The following is a 15948-nucleotide window of genomic DNA, read 5'->3' on the forward strand; positions in this document are numbered from 1 at the left end:
TGCTCACGGGTCAGCGAATAGCTCACATGAGCCGCTCTTCGGGGCGGCTCTTGCGTTTATGCCCGAGGCCATCCTCCGTGGACAAGACGGGGCAGAGGGGGGCATGCCCCTTGAGGATCCGCTTCCGCCTCCGATCCGCTCAGACCCCGCTGGGCACCTCCCCGCCGATCACGGCGCCGCCGGGGACGAAATGACATGATGCCCTGTCTTGGCAGGTCGGACCTGGTGGCGGCTACGGCCTTTACGAGTGCCACGATCATCCTTGCGGCACCCCTTTCCCTTTCCTGAAAGAGCCGCCGCCGCTTATAATGGCCCTACCACACAGCATCGCACCAGTTTTGCCGAACTGGAGGCCCCATGCCCGAGGCCGGTCAGACCATTTCGCACTACAGGATCATCGAAAAACTGGGCGGTGGAGGGATGGGTGTCGTCTACAAGGCGGAGGACACGAAGCTCAAACGCACCGTCGCCCTGAAGTTCCTGCCCGAGCAGATGTCCAAGGACCGCCATGTCCTTGAGAGGTTCCAGCGCGAAGCCCAGGCAGCGTCTGCCCTGAACCACCCCAACATCTGCACCATTCACGACATCGACCAGCACGGGGGGCAGAACTTCATTGCCATGGAATTCCTGGAAGGCAAAACGCTGAAGGAGCGCATGCTCGGCAAGCCGCTTGCTACGGACGAAATACTGGGACTCGCAATCCAGATTGCCGAGGGTCTCGATGCCGCTCACGCCGAAGGGATCGTTCACCGCGATATCAAGCCCGCCAATATCTTCGTAACCAAGAGGGGCCATGCCAAGATTCTCGACTTCGGCTTGGCCAAACTCGCACCGGAACGCCACACAGCGGCGGAAGCGCCATCGGGCACGCCCACTGCCGGGGCCACCGAGGAGATGCTCACCAGCCCGGGCACGGCTGTCGGCACGGTCGCCTACATGTCTCCTGAACAGGCACTCGGACAGGAGTTGGATGCCCGAACGGACCTGTTCTCATTCGGCGTCGTGCTTTACGAGATGGCCACGGGTGTGCTGCCCTTCCGGGGTGCGACCTCTGCGGCGACCTTCAATGCGATCCTGAACTCAGCGCCGACTGCGCCTGTCCGCATTAATCCTGACCTTCCCAATGAGCTGGAACGCGTCATCAACAAGGCGCTGGAGAAGGACCGTAACCTTCGCTATCAGCACGCATCCGATGTGCAGGCCGATTTAAAGCGATTGAAGCGCGAGTCCGATTCGGGTAAATCCGCCAAAACTGCTGAAACAACAGTCCACGCCGAATCGGTCAACGCTTTCGCTCATGTGCAGCCGGGCCGACGGAAGTTCGGCAAGGTGGCGATCGGGGTGGGTTTCCTCGGGACACTCACGATACTCGCCGCTCTCTTTGCTTTGAACGTCATGGGATTACGTGACTCGATAATGAAGGTTGGCAGGCCTGCCCGATTGTCTATTGCGGTACTGCCGTTGAAAAACATGTCGGGGGACTCTGCCCAGGATTACTTCAGTGACGGCATCACCGAGGACATCATCAGCCATCTGGCGTCAATACCAAACCTGAAGGTAATCTCCCGCACTTCGGTCGAGCAATACAAGAACACAAGAAAGGGTCTGAAAGAGATCGGACGCGAATTGGATGTGGAGACAATTCTCGAGGGCAGCATCCGCCGCGACGCAAATCGCGTTCGCATTTCGGCGAAGTTGATTGATGCCAGGACAGACGCGAACCTGTGGGCCGGTACCTATGATCGCGAGCTATCGGACATTTTCGCCGTCCAGAGCGAGGTTGCTACGCAAATCGCAAATGCATTGAGCGCGACACTCCCGACGGCCGCACGAGAGCAAATCGAGAGGAGGCCAACTGGAAATCTGGAGGCGTATGAACTCTACCTGCGTGGCAACCAATACTATGAAGTGTCGGATATTGAGCCGCGGGTTCGCACGGCCATCCAATTATATGAAAAGGCCGTAAGTCTGGATCCTGGTTTTGCACTCGCACAGGCTCGGCTCTCAGAGGCTCATGCAACCTTGTGGTGGTTTTACTGGGACCGAAGTCAGGAGCGGGTGTCCCAAGCCAAGACCGCAGCGGACAGAGCCATGCAGCTCCAACCGAACTTACCGGAAACACATAGGGCGCTCGGGTTTTTCTACTATTGGTGTCGCTTGGATTACGAGCACGCTCTCGAGGAGTTTGCACTGGCTCAGCAGGGTAGACCCGCCGACTACGACACAGTTAAGGGTATTGCCGCTGTTCAACGGCGTCAAGGCAAGCTGGCTGATGCCCTCGCTACCTTTGAGCGCTCCTTGCAGCTGGATCCGCGGCAATCAACAACTTTGTTTAACGTTGGTGAAACGAACCTTTTGCTGCGCATGCCGGCAAAAGCGGATCGGTACTTTGACCAAGCTATCACGCTCGCTCCCGATTACTCTCGCCCATATGCTTATAAGGTTCGCCTTCGCTTCCGCCTGGAGCCCGACTTGAAGGGCGCTAGAAGCACGCTAAAGGCGGCTGCGGCCGCGGGAGTCGGCCAAAATCCATTCATTGTGCATCAGGGGATTCTATTGGAAGTTTGTGCGGGCGGTTACGCCGAGGCGCTCAAGATGCTGTCTTCGACTCAGTCCGATTGGTTTGGGGAGCAGTTTTGGTACATGCCGAAACCGCTGCTTGAGGCTCAGATCTATGATCTCATGGGTCAGCGAGACGTGGCACGCAAGCAGTATGAAATCAGCCGGGACCTTCTTGAACGCAGGATCCATGAGGACCCGGAAGACCCGCGCTACCATAGCTCGTTAGGTCTCGCGCTGGCTGGTTTGGGAAAAAAGGAAGAAGCGATACGGGAGGGTAAACAGGGTGTTGAGCTTTTGCCGGTGAGCAAGGAAGCTTATCGAGGCGCCTATCGTGTCGAAGATCTTGCGCGGATTTATGCGGCAGTTGGAGAAAGCGCAGCGGCCATGGACCAACTCGATTACCTGATGTCGATCCCGTTCGACCTGGGAGTTGCCGCTCTGAAGCTGGATCCCGCCTGGAATCCCCTGCGCAACCAACCCCGCTTCCAGGCGCTTGTTCGCAAATACACCCGGTAGGACACTCGATGATCGGCACAACGCTTTCCCATTACCGCATCACAGAAAAGCTCGGCGCAGGCGGCATGGGCGAAGTCTACCGCGCCGAGGATACCAATCTTGATCGGCCGGTCGCCATCAAGGTGCTGCCCGATATCTTCAGCGGTGATCCGGAGAGGCTGGCCCGCTTCGAGCGAGAAGCCAAGCTGCTGGCTTCGCTGAATCATCAAAACATCGCCGCTATTTACGGTCTGGAGGAAGCGGGAGGAAAACGCTTCCTGGTGCTGGAGCTTGTGGAGGGCGAGACATTGGCGCAGCGGATTGCCAAGGGACCGCTGCCGGTTGAGGAAGCTCTGGAGGTCTGCCGCCAGATTGCCGAAGGTGTGGAGGCCGCGCATGAAAAGGGGATCATCCATCGTGACCTGAAGCCTGCCAACGTTAAGATCACGCCTGAGGGCAGAGTCAAGGTGTTGGACTTTGGATTGGCGAGGGCATTTCAGGGAGAAGCGGCAGCGGCAGACGCATCGAAATCACCGACGCTCACGGATCAGATGACCCGACCTGGGGTGATCCTGGGAACAGCAGCCTACATGGCCCCTGAGCAGGCCAAAGGCAAAGCAGTGGACAAACGGGCCGACATCTGGGCCTTCGGCTGCGTTCTGTATGAATGCCTGACCGGCAAGAGGGCGTTTCAGGGTGAGACCATTACCGAGATCGTTGCCTCGATTCTCAAGAGTGATCCCGACTTGGATGCCTTGCCCGCCGATACTCCACCGATGGTTCGATCATTGCTGCGGCGATGCCTCCAGAAGGATCCGGTCCTCCGCCTCCACGACATTGGCGATGCCCGCATCGAAATTGGAGAGTCCGTCACCTATCCCTCCGAAGCGGCGCTTGGCCCCCGGCGACTCTCCCCTCTGTGGCTGGCTGTTGGTGCGGCTGTCATGCTTCTCGTCGGCATTCTGCTTGGTTGGTTGCTGACGAAATCTCAGGCTTACAGGCCTGCCGCCTCGGTGGCCAAAAGCATTATTAAGGTCGAGCAGGGACTTTGGCTGGATGGCTCCCGCACGGAGTATGAAGCACAGCGCCCCAACCGGACGGCAATGGCAATCTCCGGCGACGGGAGCTTTGTCGTTTACAGCGCAATAGGGGAAAATCCAGACGTCAAGGCAAAACCTCAATTATATCTGAGGAGAATCGATCAGCTGGAGGCTAAGCCCATCGCCGGGACGGAGGGCGGCATCAATCCATTCCTGTCACCTGATAATCGCTGGGTGGGATATTGGGCGAGCGGGGCGAGCGGTCAGCTCAAGAAGGTTCCTGTTGAGGGCGGCGTTCCTGCGACTGTGTGTGATGCTCCATCGATTTTCGGGGCAAGCTGGGGGATCGACAACAGCATCATATTTGCTTCAGGCTCTGGATCTGGCCTCAAACGGGTGTCGGCTGACGGCGGGACGCCGGAGGATTTGCCTGCTCCCGATCCAAAGCGAGTGGAGTGGAGCCATCGCCTTCCCTCCTGGTTGCCTAACGGGAAAGCGGTGCTGTTCACAGTCATGCGGGACGGCTATGACGCGCAGCCCCGGATTGCCCTCATGGATCTCAAAACGCGCCAATGGCGCACGCTTTTCCAGGATGCTGCGGATGCCAGGTATCTTCCTCCGGGATACCTGGTATTCCTGAGACAGGGAATCCTCATGGCTTCCCGATTTGACGCAGATAGGATGGAGGCGATAGGCCAGCCGTACCCTGTCGTGGCAAACGTCATGCAGGCGCTTGGCGGCCAAAGCGATGACTGGCACAGCGGTGCGGGTCAGTTTGCCATTTCTGCGTCAGGATCGGTTGTCTATGCAGCCGGCGGCATGCTGCCGCCACCGGAGAACTCCCTCGTCTGGGTGGATCAGAAGGGGGGGTCAGAACAGCCCGCAGTTCCGTTCAAGTTTCCATTTTTCGTGCCGCGTCTTTCCCCTGATGATCGGCGCATTGCTTACGCAACTCTTGGAAGAGAACGTCAGATCTGGGTGTACGACATCGGTACTGGAACGAACATCAGGCTGACGGGAGAAGGAAGGGCCGGCGACCCGATCTGGGCCCCGGACGGCAAGCGCATCGCCTTCTACTGGTCGAAATCCCTGTCATCCAACATATTCTGGCAGCCTTACGATCAAAGCTCACTTATGGAACGCCTTACAACAAGTACCTACTCTCAGTATCCCAGCTCATGGTCTCACGGCTCAAAAACGATTGCCATGATCGAAGATAATCCCAATACTGGCCTTGACATTGTTTTCTTAGATACTTCTTCAGGAAAAGTGAGTCCATTCCTGAACTCAAAGTATCGTGAACGCTATCCCGAGTTTTCTCCCAATGGCACCTGGATTGCTTACACTTCCGATGATTCGCGGCGCGACGAAATTTACGTCAGGCCAGTTGCCGGTACTGGTGGCAAATGGCCGATCACTAATGACGGCGGCCTCCAGCCTATGTGGGCGAGAAATGGCAGGCAGATTTTTTATCGACGACAGGATCAGGTATGGGTCGTCGACATCCAGACGGAAGGCGGCTTCGCCATCAGCAACCGGCGGATGCTATTTGAACGCCCAGGTTACACTGAAGGCGCCTACATCCGTTCCTACGATGTGTCGCTTGACAGCCAGAGATTTCTCGTGGTCAAGAACGGACCAAGTAAACCGACACCAGTCACAGAAATGATCCTCGTCCAGAACTGGTTCGAGGAACTCAGGCGCCTCGTCCCCACCGGAAAGTAGCGGATGCGAGCGGCGAGCCGGTTATCGAAAGGCGCACGGGAGCCGCTTCGGGATGGCCTTCCTTGCCTTCGTGCGCGCCGCGGTCTCGGACAAGATCGCGAGGACGATCTCCGGGCATAAGACCAGGTCCGTTTTCGACCGCTCCAAAATCGTTGATGAACGGGATCTGAAAGACGCCACGGCCAAGCTGGAACGTCATGTGCGAGTTGGTTCGGGCCCACTTAAGGCACAAAATCAACAGTTGCAGCCACTGCCTGGAGAAGAGGAAAAAGATGCGTCCAGCGGGGAGAAGCCGGTAATTCATTGAAACCAAAGGTGGCGGAGGTGCATGGGAATCGAACCCACCGAACCTACCTTCCGGTAAATCCCACTGGATTTGAAGTCCAGGCCAGCCACCGGGCCAGATTCACCTCCGCATTTGCGGCGATTGTAGCAGAAATGTTTCAAGATGGAAACTGAACCACGAAGATCCCATGCAGGCCGGAGATCGCCGTCGATGCCGGAGGCCTGATTCGTGAACCGCCCCAAGCAGTCGGCGCTTTGCATTGACCTGAGGCCGTGCATTCGGACACAGGTGAACGCGCGCCCATCTACTCCAAGTCCGCGCGCATTCATCCGTGTCCTGCTCGCCTGGCCTCGTTTCAACCGGCCGAATTGTCAACATCCCCGGGTCGCAGGACGAAACCAGGGGTTTACTTTCAGTAAATCCCGCGGATTTTCAGGCTGATGAGCTGATCGATCGTCAGGTTCTTCATGCCGCGGGCTTGCAGGCTGCGGATATATTCCGGAGTGACCCCGTGGATCCGCATGGCGACCAACTGATCAACGGTCGGGGTATAGCCGAGTGACTTAACCTCCCTCACGAATGGGATGTCCGCACCGTGGATCCGCATGGCGACCAGCTGGTCAACGGTCGGAGCATAGCCGAGCGACTTGACCTCCTTCACGAATGGGATGTCGGCACCGTGGATCCGCATGGCGATCATCTGATCGGGAGAAATGGCGCCATAGCCGAGCGCTTTCATCTCGCGCGCGAATTCCGGTGCCACCCCATGAATACGCATGGCAACCATCTGGTCGACGGAGGGATTGTACCCGAGCATCTTAAGTTCCCGGGCGAAGTCGACGCTGACCTCGTGAATTCGCATGGCAACCAGGTTGTCCGGCGAGAGTTCGTTATAACCCAGGGCCTTCATCTCCCTGATATACTCGATCGCCACGCCGTGAATGCACAGCGCAATCAGCTGATCCGAAGTCACGCGATCCAGTCCCAGCCCGCGCAAATCGCGCACGTACGAAAGCTTCACGTCGTGAAGCGCCATGGCAAACACCATATCCGGCGAGAGTCCTTGATAGCCGAGCGCCTGCATCTCCGAGACAAATCCGGCATTGGGCGCGAAGGTGAACGCCCCGGAGCCGTTGCCGTTCTTGAAGTAGCCTTCACACTCCAGGGTGCCGGCATCGCGCACAATCTCGAAGCGCACGTTGGTTCCCGCCGAGTCTATTTGCCCTCGGGCCAGGCCCCGGAGCTGATCCAGCGGCAGCGTCGAAGCGCTGCTGAAATGTCCGGACGAGCCCCGATTCCCTTGCAGCGTGAGTTGAATCCTGCCGTCCACGGGACGGCCATCTATCAACCACTGCCCGGTGACCGGCGCAGCATCCTGAAACGCATGTGCCGTCAGCAGGCTGCAACAAAACACAGCAATCGCAATAGCTTTCCAGTGGCTCATTTTCCGGTTCTCCTTATTGGCGGTCGGGTGACACAATCCCTGCCTGCTTCAACTGGTTGAGCACATTCATCATCACCTTTTTGGCGCCCTGCTTCAGCGCCTCGAAGACAGACGCGGCGCTGATGCCATGAATGCGCGCCGCGATTGCGTCATCGAAGCTCAAATTCGTCAGGCCCGCGGCCTTCAGGCCGCGGACATATTCCGGAGTGACGTCATGGATGCGCAGGGCCACGATCTGGTCCGCAGTCGGCGTTCGCAGGCCGAGTGACTTGAATTCCTGCACTTGACTCGCTTCCACACCGTGAATCCGGAACGCGATGAGTTCGTCGATCGTCATTCCGGGCAGTCCCAAGGCTTTGATTCCGTCGGCGTATTCTGGAGTGACACCGTGGATCCTGAGTGCGATCAGCTGGTCAACCGTTGTCGCCCCGAATCCCAGGCCTTTCATCTGTGCCGCGAAATCCGGAGTCACTCCGTGGATCTGGATCGCAAGCACCTCGTCAGGAGTCAGGTGGTCGAATCCAGCCGACCGCATTTCTCTGATCCGTTCGGGCTCGGCGCCATGGATCCGTAACGCGATCAGCTGATCCGGTGCGAGATCAGCCATTCCGGCCGAGTTCATCTGGCGGATGTATCCGGCGGTGACGCCTTGATTCTTGAAAGCGATGAGCTGCTCCGCCGTCAGGTTCGCATATCCGGCACCGGCCAGATCATCGATGAAGCTCTTGGATTCGACCGCGGCCGGCGGCTTGGCGCCGGGCCCGGTGACAGGGCTGCCCGCCTGGCTCTGTTTTGAGGACGCCACTTGTGCCCCCACCCAGGCCGCACCTAGAGTGAGCAGCGCGAGCACTGCCGCAAGCCAGGTCTTCGTGCCGCGTTCGGCCGGCCGGCCGGACGCGATCAGCCGGCGAATGCGGGGGATCAAAACGCCGCCATCCGCCGCCATGGCGTATTTAGATGTGCGGGCGCGCAGTTCCTCCAGGCGGGCGAGCGCCCGCGCATATGTGAGCACATCGCCGCAAGCCGAAACGGCCAGATCATCACAGCAATTCTCCCGCTCGATGCGAATTCTCCTGCCGACCCACCAAACGGCAGGATGGTAGAAGAGCAGCGTTTCGGCCGCGGTTTGAATCAGATTCACCAGGTAATCATGACGGCGGATGTGCGCCAGTTCGTGCGCCAGCAGCGCTTCCAGTTGTTGTGGATCCACACCCACAAACGCAGAGGCGGGCACCAATATTACCGGACGAAGCCAGCCGACCACGGCCGGCAACTGGGCCAGCGCCGACTTCGAAATCCTCACCGGGAACGAGACGCTCAGCGCCTGGGCCAGTCGCTTTGCCCGCTGCTCCCAGATTGGGTCGACCGGCGTCGTTTCCGTCCACCTCAGCCTCTGCGCCGCCACCCATCCGCCGGCAGATCGGGCCGAGAACACAATCACGCCGGCCAGCCAAAGGCAATCCAGCCAGGGAGCGCATGTTGCCAGCAGGGCCTTCACCTGCAAGGCGCGCGTGGAGGAGCCGACCGCTGCAACGAACTCCGGCCCGGCAAAAAGAGTACCCTTATCGGAAGCCGCGGCGGGCGCGGCCGGAAGCGCAAACGCGAACCAGACGAACGTGCCTGCCAGCGCCATCACCATCAGTACCATGGCAATGCACGCCAGGCCATAACGGACGCCGGCACTCGATTTTCGCAAAGAGGCATTGGCAGCGGCGAGGATCAATGCGATCCCGGTGCCCTGCCAGAGAAAATGCATCAAAGCCCAGCCCAGGGCAATCATGAGGGGTTCCCCAAGAAACGCCGGCGGATTCATCGGCCACCTCGCTCGTATTCGTCCAGCAACTTCCGGATCTGTGCCAACTCCTCGGCCGAAGCCCGCCGGGAGCTCAGGGCCTGCATCACCAAGTTGAGCGCGGAACCGTTGAAGGCGCGGTCCAGCAGGTCGCGCACCAGCAGCTTCTGAGTCTGGTCTTGCGGCGCCCGCGCTTCATAAATGTGCGCGCGTTGGTCTTCGTTCCGTAATACCAGACCCTTCTCGGCCATGATCTGCATCAGTTTCAGGACGGTGGTATAGCCGATGGGCCTGGTGCGGCCCAGGACGTTGTAGACGTCGCGGACGGTTGATGGACCTCGGTGCCACAACACCCCGAGGATCTCGAGCTCGGCGCCGGTAGGTCGCGGATCGGTTGTCTTTTTCATATTCGCTATATAATACGAAGGATTTCGTATTGTCAACGAAAATTTTCGTACAATAAGCCTCAAATTCTGTCGCGTGGGCACGGTTTCGGCAAATTCATGGCGCTCAACACGCCGGACCCATATCGCGGCCGGCGAGATCAACCGGAGCTATTGTCTGAGGCATGAACAGTCTCGGCGCAACGGGCATCGGAGCTTTCGTCGCAGCTTTCCCGGGAGGTTGCTTGACTCAAGTATCGTGCCCGTGTAGAGTTATGCGCCGTGGGGCTGTAGCTCAGCTGGGAGAGTGCCTGACTGGCAGTCAGGAGGTCGCGAGTTCGATCCTCGCCAGCTCCACCAATAGAATCAACAATTTACTGATCCCATCCAAAACAAAAGAACCAAAAAGGTAGCGCAGAGGTAGCAATTCCTCGACCGTTCCAATTTCCCCACGTACCACAAAATCATTTTGCGTTAAAATTATCTTATTGCTGCGCTTTGAGCCATTTGGAGGGGAATCTCGTGAAATTCTGGCACAGTTCCTTAGTTGTGATGTTCGCTATCTCGGCTCTCATTCACGGACAAGACAAGTTCGGTGAAACTGTACCGTTTAGTCTTGCTTGGGTTGAGGGCAAGTGCGTCGATTGCCAAACCGCTCTTATGCTTGGTCGAATCCAGTTTGTGAGCCGTAATGAAGCTTGGGCGGTTGGAGTCGCCTACCCGCCACCTGGCGCTCAGGGTGCAGGAGACTTTATAGTTGTTCACACCAAGGATGCCGGTCACACATGGAGGGAACTACGCCAGACACGCGAGCATGCAGGTGATGAAGATGGCCCTCCAGCCTTTTCCTTTCTCGATTCCGAGCGGGGCTGGATCGCGTGGTGGGACCCAGCCCGAGAGCCAAAGATGATACGTACGCGGGATGGCGGGCGGCACTGGCTGGACGTATCCGACAAGATCGCTCAGAAAATAGTTTTCTTTGACGATAGCCGGGGTTATGGGACCGAAGTTACTACATTTCTTCGTACCAATGACGGAGGTCGCCACTGGACGGAGACTCAGATTCCCGACGTCCGTTTCATCGATCGCATGTTCTTTCTTACCCCCGAGATCGGTTGGCTTGCGGGCACTGATGGTAAGGATTTCTTTGTTTTCCGGACTACGAACGGCGGTGAGAATTGGGAAAAATCCAGAACCACGCCTCCTAAGGAATTAGCCAGTGTGCGAGATATCTTCTTTCTGAACCCAAACCGGGGTTGGCTTGTCACATGGCAATTGAATGACGGCGGGACATATCTGTACTCCACTGAAAACGGTGGGAAAACCTGGGTCGCCAACACAGATTTAGCCTTTCAGGGGAAAGGCAATTGGATATCTGTGGTGCGATTTGTTTCCGATAGACTGGGGTTCCTGTTCGAGAGCAATTTCCAGAGCAATGGCAATCAAATGCTATTTACAAGAGATGGTGGAACTACCTGGATCAAACAGACATTGCCGCACTCTGTTTATGATTGTCAGGTTTTCGACGGTGATCTTTTGTGCGCTGGCGGAGGCGGTCCCAAGAACTTTCGGGTTTTAACAGTGCACTCGAAATAGTTCCAGGCCGGCCAATGTTTAAGTCGTCTGCGTTGGCCGTGGATTCCATCCTTCTTCGGCCCTCACCTCGTCCGCCGTCAAAATGTTATTCTTCACGGCAATCTCCCACGCTTGCCATCGTTGCGCCGGATCGCCGCGCATGAGTCCCGACAGGTCGATTTCTAGCCGATGGCTTCTGGATCCACCAAAAACACTACGGGTGAATTCCGCCTCAATTTTGCGGATCCAGGGTGAAAGCGTATTCTGTGCGAACCAACGCAGCAGTGTTTCGACGTTGCTGAATGTCCCGTATTGCAGATCTCCGATGATCGGTGGAGGAACGTTGAACAGTCTCGCCAACTCCTCAACGGTGAATTGCCTGGAAGCCAAAAATTCGGCGTCCTCGGGACTGACTGATACCTGTTTCCACGTGAGTCCTTGGTCCAAGACCATGACCTTCGCCGCCTGTTGCGGTCCCGAATAGACATCCCGGAATCGTTGCACGAGATATTGGAAGCCCTCCTGCGAGAGCTTGCCCGCGATTTCCAAGACTCCGCTTGGATTCGCGCCATTCTCGTAAAGGGAATTGGCAAAGGTCTGAATGCTAAGTCCCGCCTGGACCACGGCCGCCGCGCGTTGCAGCCGGCTGCGCCCGATCAGGCCATCGTCCGTGCGGTCCCGTAAGTGAAACACTTCGTCCTGGAGCAATCGCCGCGTTCCTCCGGTCCCACCGTAGATGCTGGTTACTTCCGATACGTCGTAAACAAGGCGTCCGTTCGGCAGGAGCTGAACCGCGACCCACTCCCACGGAACCGGCCGCAGGCCCACAGCCGCGCCCGCGCTGTCCGTGACAATCTCTGAAAGAGCATTGCCGCGCAGCAGGACGCTGGCCATTGTCCATTCGCACCAGTCGGCCCACGTTTGATGCTGGTTCGGTCCAGCAGCAATCAGACGCGCGATAGCATGGTTATCATCCAACTCCCTGCCGTTCGCCACGCTGCGATACACGTAGGCCGGCAGGGATGCAATCCCGGAACTGATCGCGCCCACGCAGGCCAAAACGGTTGACAGGTTCTCAGCAGTCCTCGGATTGACAAGGCATCCGCCCATGTCCAGGCCGCCCAAAGCCCGCGCAAGAACCGGATCCCGGCTTGAGATGCCGCGCCGTTCCGGGTCCAGGAAGTTTGCAATTCGTTTCAGCAGTTTCATATTGTCTCCAGGTAACGGGAAGCCACGTTCAGCCGCGGCGTTGCTGATCGCGGGATGACCACGGTCCCGTCATACGCCGGCCATGCCGACACGACGCTGATTTCATGAAGGTCCACGGCCAGCAATTCCCGCTTGCGGCCGGTCCAGCGTTCGCCGTTCTTCGGTACGGTAAACGCGAAACTCATGCCGCCCAGGTCGCCGCGTTCGGCCAGTGCCAGCACATCCCTGCCGGGCTGCGTTTCAGGAACGGACAATTCAAATTGCAATCCGTTGCCGTCTTCCGACAGCTTCAGGCTGCCGCTGCGTGTCCGTGCGAGGATCCGCGTTCGGTCATGATCGACTAAAGCCAGGATGTCCCGGCCGCTGGCGAGACTGCCGGCGAAGGCGCCGGATCGGATCACCTCGGTAAAATCCCCGATCCGCGCCTCAACGCCGAAACGGGCTGCGTAGCCCTCCAACTTACGGCCCGCAGCCCTCAATTCACTTATGGCCCTGCGTTCAAGGGTAATCACAGCGTGATCCCATCGCAGAAGCAGAAGCCTTCCGGGTGCCGGATCAGCACGTCCGCATCCACAAATGCGCGAATCAGCACGTTGCCCTTCGTGTAAACCGAATCCGCGTAGGGATTCACGAGGATGTCCGCGCCGGCTTCGCCCCAGAAGGGCCGGTCGGGGGACGGGGACTGACGACGGCAACTGTTTGATATAGTTGGCAAAACCGAAGGTTGGGTGCCTCTATGAGAGGCCTAAGACAAGAATTGGAGGCCGATTTTTCAATCTAAAGTCCGCATCCCAGGCGTCATAGTAATCCCCCAAAATTCCGACCCGTGAGCACCTTGGCGTTGTCAGTCCCCCATCCCCCCCCGCCGCAAGATGATCGCGGGGGCCCTGGCCAGCCTGGAGCCGGCGGCCCCGGGAAGGCCCCCGGCTGCCAGGATGGAGCTGGACGAACGGGCGGAGGACATGCAGGAGGAGATCCGGCAGTTGCGGATCGAACTGCGGGCGGCGCAGATCCGGGAAGAAGTGGCGTTGCTGATGCCCCATCTGGTGAAAGTGCCGGAGGGGCGCGGAAAAAAAACGGCAGCCAAAGCGCGATCGCGCGGCGGGAGAGGCGGCACGCAGGACAAATCCGGAGGATCTGTGAGTTGAGAACGCTCGAGCACGAAAACAGGAAAGTCCGGGGCTTCGGGGCGCAGCAGGCGCGGCGCGAGCTGGAGAGGATTGTGCGGATCGAAGCCGTGGCCTTTACCCGCTGGATGCATCTCGAGCGCGTGACTCTGGGCTATGCGGCGGCGTGCCTCGGACTTTCCGCAAGCACGGTCTCGATGTGGCAGCGGGATTGGGAGGGCGTCAGGTTGCATGCGGAGCCGCGCGGCCGGCCTGCGCAAAGAACCGATCGCGAAACGCGGGACGGTGTGATCGCGCTGTTTCAACTCATGGGTCCGGGAGTCGGGCTGTCGGTATTGCAGGAGTTCTTCCCGGGAGTCGCCCGCCGCGAACTGGAGGACCTGCAGCGTCGGTACCGGGACGCGCATAGGAAAATGAGCCGGGTACTCGTACATGCTCTCCGCTGGCAACGAGTCGGCGCGGTGTGGGCGATGGACTATACGGTTCCTCCCTCGCCCATCGATGGCATCTACCGGTCGATACTGGTCGTGCGCGATCTTGCGAGCGGGCTGCAGCTTCTGGCTCTGCCGGTGGAAGCAGCCACGGCGCAGGAGACATGCGCTGCCCTGCACGCACTTTCCGTGAGTACGGCGCCCCGCTGGTTCTGAAATCGGATAACGGCAGCGCCTTCACCGCCGAGGAGGTCGAGGGTTTTTTGGAGGCACGCGACGTGTATCATCTGCTGTCGCCGCCGCGGCTGCCGTCTTATAATGGGGCATGCGAAGCCGGAATCGGTTCCTTGAAAACCCGAGCCCATCACGAGTCAGCACGCAACGATCGTCCCGGGGAGTGGACCTCCGATGATGTTGAAGCCGCACGCCTCATGGCCAACGAAACCTCGCGGCCTGGGGGCTTTCATGCGCCCACTCCGAATGACCAATGGCGCATCCGAATGTTGCTCTCCCCGAAAGAACGGGAGCGGTTTCGGGCAAGTTTGGAAATGTTGCGTGAGGAAACACGGAAGGAGTTTGGTTGTCTGCCCGGCATTGATCCCGTGTCCGGTACGAGAGCGGCCATCGACCGCCGGGCCATTACCCGTGCGCTCGTTGCACACGGCATTCTTAAACTCAGGGGGAGGCGAATTACTCTCCCAATTTCGGTCGCAAATTCGTCAAGAATTTCGTAGAGGGCACAGCCCAGCGGCGCTTATCCGTCGGGGCGGCAGGTGGTAACGGCCTACGACGATTCCGGGCGGATCAGCACGGTCACGGGGACGGGAAACAAGACGTACGCGAGCGACATGGCCTATGCGGCGCACGGCGCGAGCGTGAGGATGAGGACTAGAAACGGGCTGTGGCAAACGGCGGAGTACAACAGCCGGTTGCAGCCACACGTGCTGCGTCTGGTAAGCTGGGACGGAGGTTTAGATAAACTGGGGCTGACGTACGAGTACGGCACGAACGATAACAACGGCAACGTCCGGAGCCAGCAGATAGCGTCCCCGGTGGGGACTTGGCTTCAAGAGTATGAGTACGACGGGTTGAACCGGCTGAGGTATGTGGATGAGGGTGCCCGGGTGCAGACTTACGGGTACGACCGGTACGGCAACCGGTGGGTGGAGTCGGGGCCGGTGATACCAAATTCGCAATTGACGCCGCGATCGCAAGACGCGTTCAACGCGAGCAATAACCGGCTGGTGGCGAGCGGATATGATTATGCGGGCAACCAGACGTCGGACGCGCTGTTGCGGAATTTTGGCTATGATGCGGAGAACCGGCAGACGAGCTATAATAACGGTCAGGCAAGCTACCAGTACGACGGAGACGGGCATCGTGTGCACAAGCTGGAGGGAGGCGTGGACACGTGGTTTGTCTACGATGCCCTGGGGCGGCTGGCAGCGGAGTATTCGACGCAGATGCTTGAATCGGCCGGAACGACGTACATAATGCAGGACCACCTCGGGAGCACGCGAGTGACGACGAATGAGACGGGCGGCGTCATCGCGCGCTACGACTACCTGCCATTCGGCGAAGAAATGCCGTCGGCGGCCCCGGGCGACCCGAGATACGGAGTCCCCGGCTACGGCGCCCCCGACGACACCCACCAGCGCTTCAGCGGCAAAGAACGGGATGCCGAGTCCGGGCTCGATTACTTCGGGGCCAGGTACTTCTCGGGGGCGCAAGGCAGGTTCACTAGCCTGGATTTCCACGGACAACCGTTCGCCTAAGAACTAGCCGGTTTTGGGGATCCTTGGAAGGTGGTCAATCTGAGCATTCGATTGTCCCACCAGGGGACTGGCACGGGCTGATCCATGATACCGGATGCGAGGAT

Annotated in this window: 12 protein-coding genes and 2 tRNA genes; 8 read left to right on the plus strand and 6 right to left on the minus strand. The window is 58.8% G+C overall.

Features of this window, described 5'->3' with window-relative positions:
- The first annotated feature begins 357 nt into the window (after nucleotides 1–357).
- From LAP85_16765 to LAP85_16775, 3 genes are read left to right on the plus strand one after another with little or no spacing between them, the layout of a single operon-like run.
- Entirely contained in the window at nucleotides 358–3078 is a 2721-nt protein-coding gene (locus LAP85_16765) for a protein kinase (GenBank protein ID MBZ5498055.1), read from the plus strand.
- Between the two features lie 8 nt (nucleotides 3079–3086).
- Nucleotides 3087–5822, plus strand: a complete 2736-nt coding sequence (locus tag LAP85_16770) for a protein kinase (protein MBZ5498056.1) — start codon at nucleotides 3087–3089, stop codon at nucleotides 5820–5822.
- A 52-nt stretch (nucleotides 5823–5874) separates the two neighbouring features.
- A complete protein-coding gene (locus LAP85_16775; protein ID MBZ5498057.1) occupies nucleotides 5875–6129 on the plus strand; it encodes a hypothetical protein in 255 nt (84 codons plus the stop codon).
- 9 nt (nucleotides 6130–6138) lie between these two features.
- On the opposite strand, the gene LAP85_16780 is transcribed toward LAP85_16775, so the two are convergent.
- From LAP85_16780 to LAP85_16795, 4 genes are all read right to left on the minus strand, one after another.
- Nucleotides 6139–6236: transfer RNA gene (locus tag LAP85_16780), tRNA-Sec, on the minus strand.
- 284 nt (nucleotides 6237–6520) lie between these two features.
- Nucleotides 6521–7552, minus strand: coding sequence for a hypothetical protein (locus LAP85_16785; GenBank protein ID MBZ5498058.1), 1032 nt, complete (start codon nucleotides 7550–7552; stop codon nucleotides 6521–6523).
- Nucleotides 7553–7565: 13 nt separating this feature from the next.
- Nucleotides 7566–9365, minus strand: a complete 1800-nt coding sequence (locus LAP85_16790) for a M56 family metallopeptidase (GenBank protein ID MBZ5498059.1) — start codon at nucleotides 9363–9365, stop codon at nucleotides 7566–7568.
- Nucleotides 9362–9751 (minus strand): BlaI/MecI/CopY family transcriptional regulator, encoded by a 390-nt coding sequence (locus tag LAP85_16795; GenBank protein MBZ5498060.1) that lies wholly within the window; start codon nucleotides 9749–9751, stop codon nucleotides 9362–9364. The genes LAP85_16790 and LAP85_16795 overlap by 4 nt, the downstream gene beginning before the upstream one ends.
- A gap of 260 nt (nucleotides 9752–10011) precedes the next feature.
- On the opposite strand from LAP85_16795, the gene LAP85_16800 reads away from it, so the two are divergent.
- Both LAP85_16800 and LAP85_16805 read left to right on the plus strand, forming a co-directional pair.
- Nucleotides 10012–10087 (plus strand) — tRNA-Ala (locus tag LAP85_16800).
- Nucleotides 10088–10249: 162 nt separating this feature from the next.
- Nucleotides 10250–11323, plus strand: coding sequence for a hypothetical protein (locus LAP85_16805; GenBank protein MBZ5498061.1), 1074 nt, complete (start codon nucleotides 10250–10252; stop codon nucleotides 11321–11323).
- A gap of 18 nt (nucleotides 11324–11341) precedes the next feature.
- On the opposite strand, the gene LAP85_16810 is transcribed toward LAP85_16805, so the two are convergent.
- Together LAP85_16810 and LAP85_16815 are read right to left on the minus strand one after the other, a co-directional pair.
- Nucleotides 11342–12511, minus strand: coding sequence for a phage portal protein (locus LAP85_16810; GenBank protein MBZ5498062.1), 1170 nt, complete (start codon nucleotides 12509–12511; stop codon nucleotides 11342–11344).
- Nucleotides 12508–13023, minus strand: coding sequence for an HK97 family phage prohead protease (locus tag LAP85_16815; protein ID MBZ5498063.1), 516 nt, complete (start codon nucleotides 13021–13023; stop codon nucleotides 12508–12510). The genes LAP85_16810 and LAP85_16815 overlap by 4 nt, the downstream gene beginning before the upstream one ends.
- A 423-nt stretch (nucleotides 13024–13446) precedes the next feature.
- Here LAP85_16815 and LAP85_16820 point away from each other — a divergent pair, with 423 nt between their 5' ends.
- From LAP85_16820 to LAP85_16830, 3 genes are all read left to right on the plus strand, one after another.
- Complete coding sequence (locus LAP85_16820) at nucleotides 13447–13659, plus strand: hypothetical protein (protein MBZ5498064.1); 213 nt, start codon at nucleotides 13447–13449, stop codon at nucleotides 13657–13659.
- On the plus strand, nucleotides 13656–14285 hold the full coding sequence (locus tag LAP85_16825; protein ID MBZ5498065.1) for a hypothetical protein: 630 nt from the start codon (nucleotides 13656–13658) through the stop codon (nucleotides 14283–14285). The genes LAP85_16820 and LAP85_16825 overlap by 4 nt, the downstream gene beginning before the upstream one ends.
- A gap of 557 nt (nucleotides 14286–14842) precedes the next feature.
- A complete protein-coding gene (locus LAP85_16830) occupies nucleotides 14843–15844 on the plus strand; it encodes a hypothetical protein (protein ID MBZ5498066.1) in 1002 nt (333 codons plus the stop codon).
- Nucleotides 15845–15948: the final 104 nt, after the last annotated feature.

The sequence above is a fragment of the Terriglobia bacterium genome (assembly GCA_020072565.1).
Classification (GTDB): Bacteria; Acidobacteriota; UBA6911; order UBA6911; family UBA6911; genus JAFNAG01.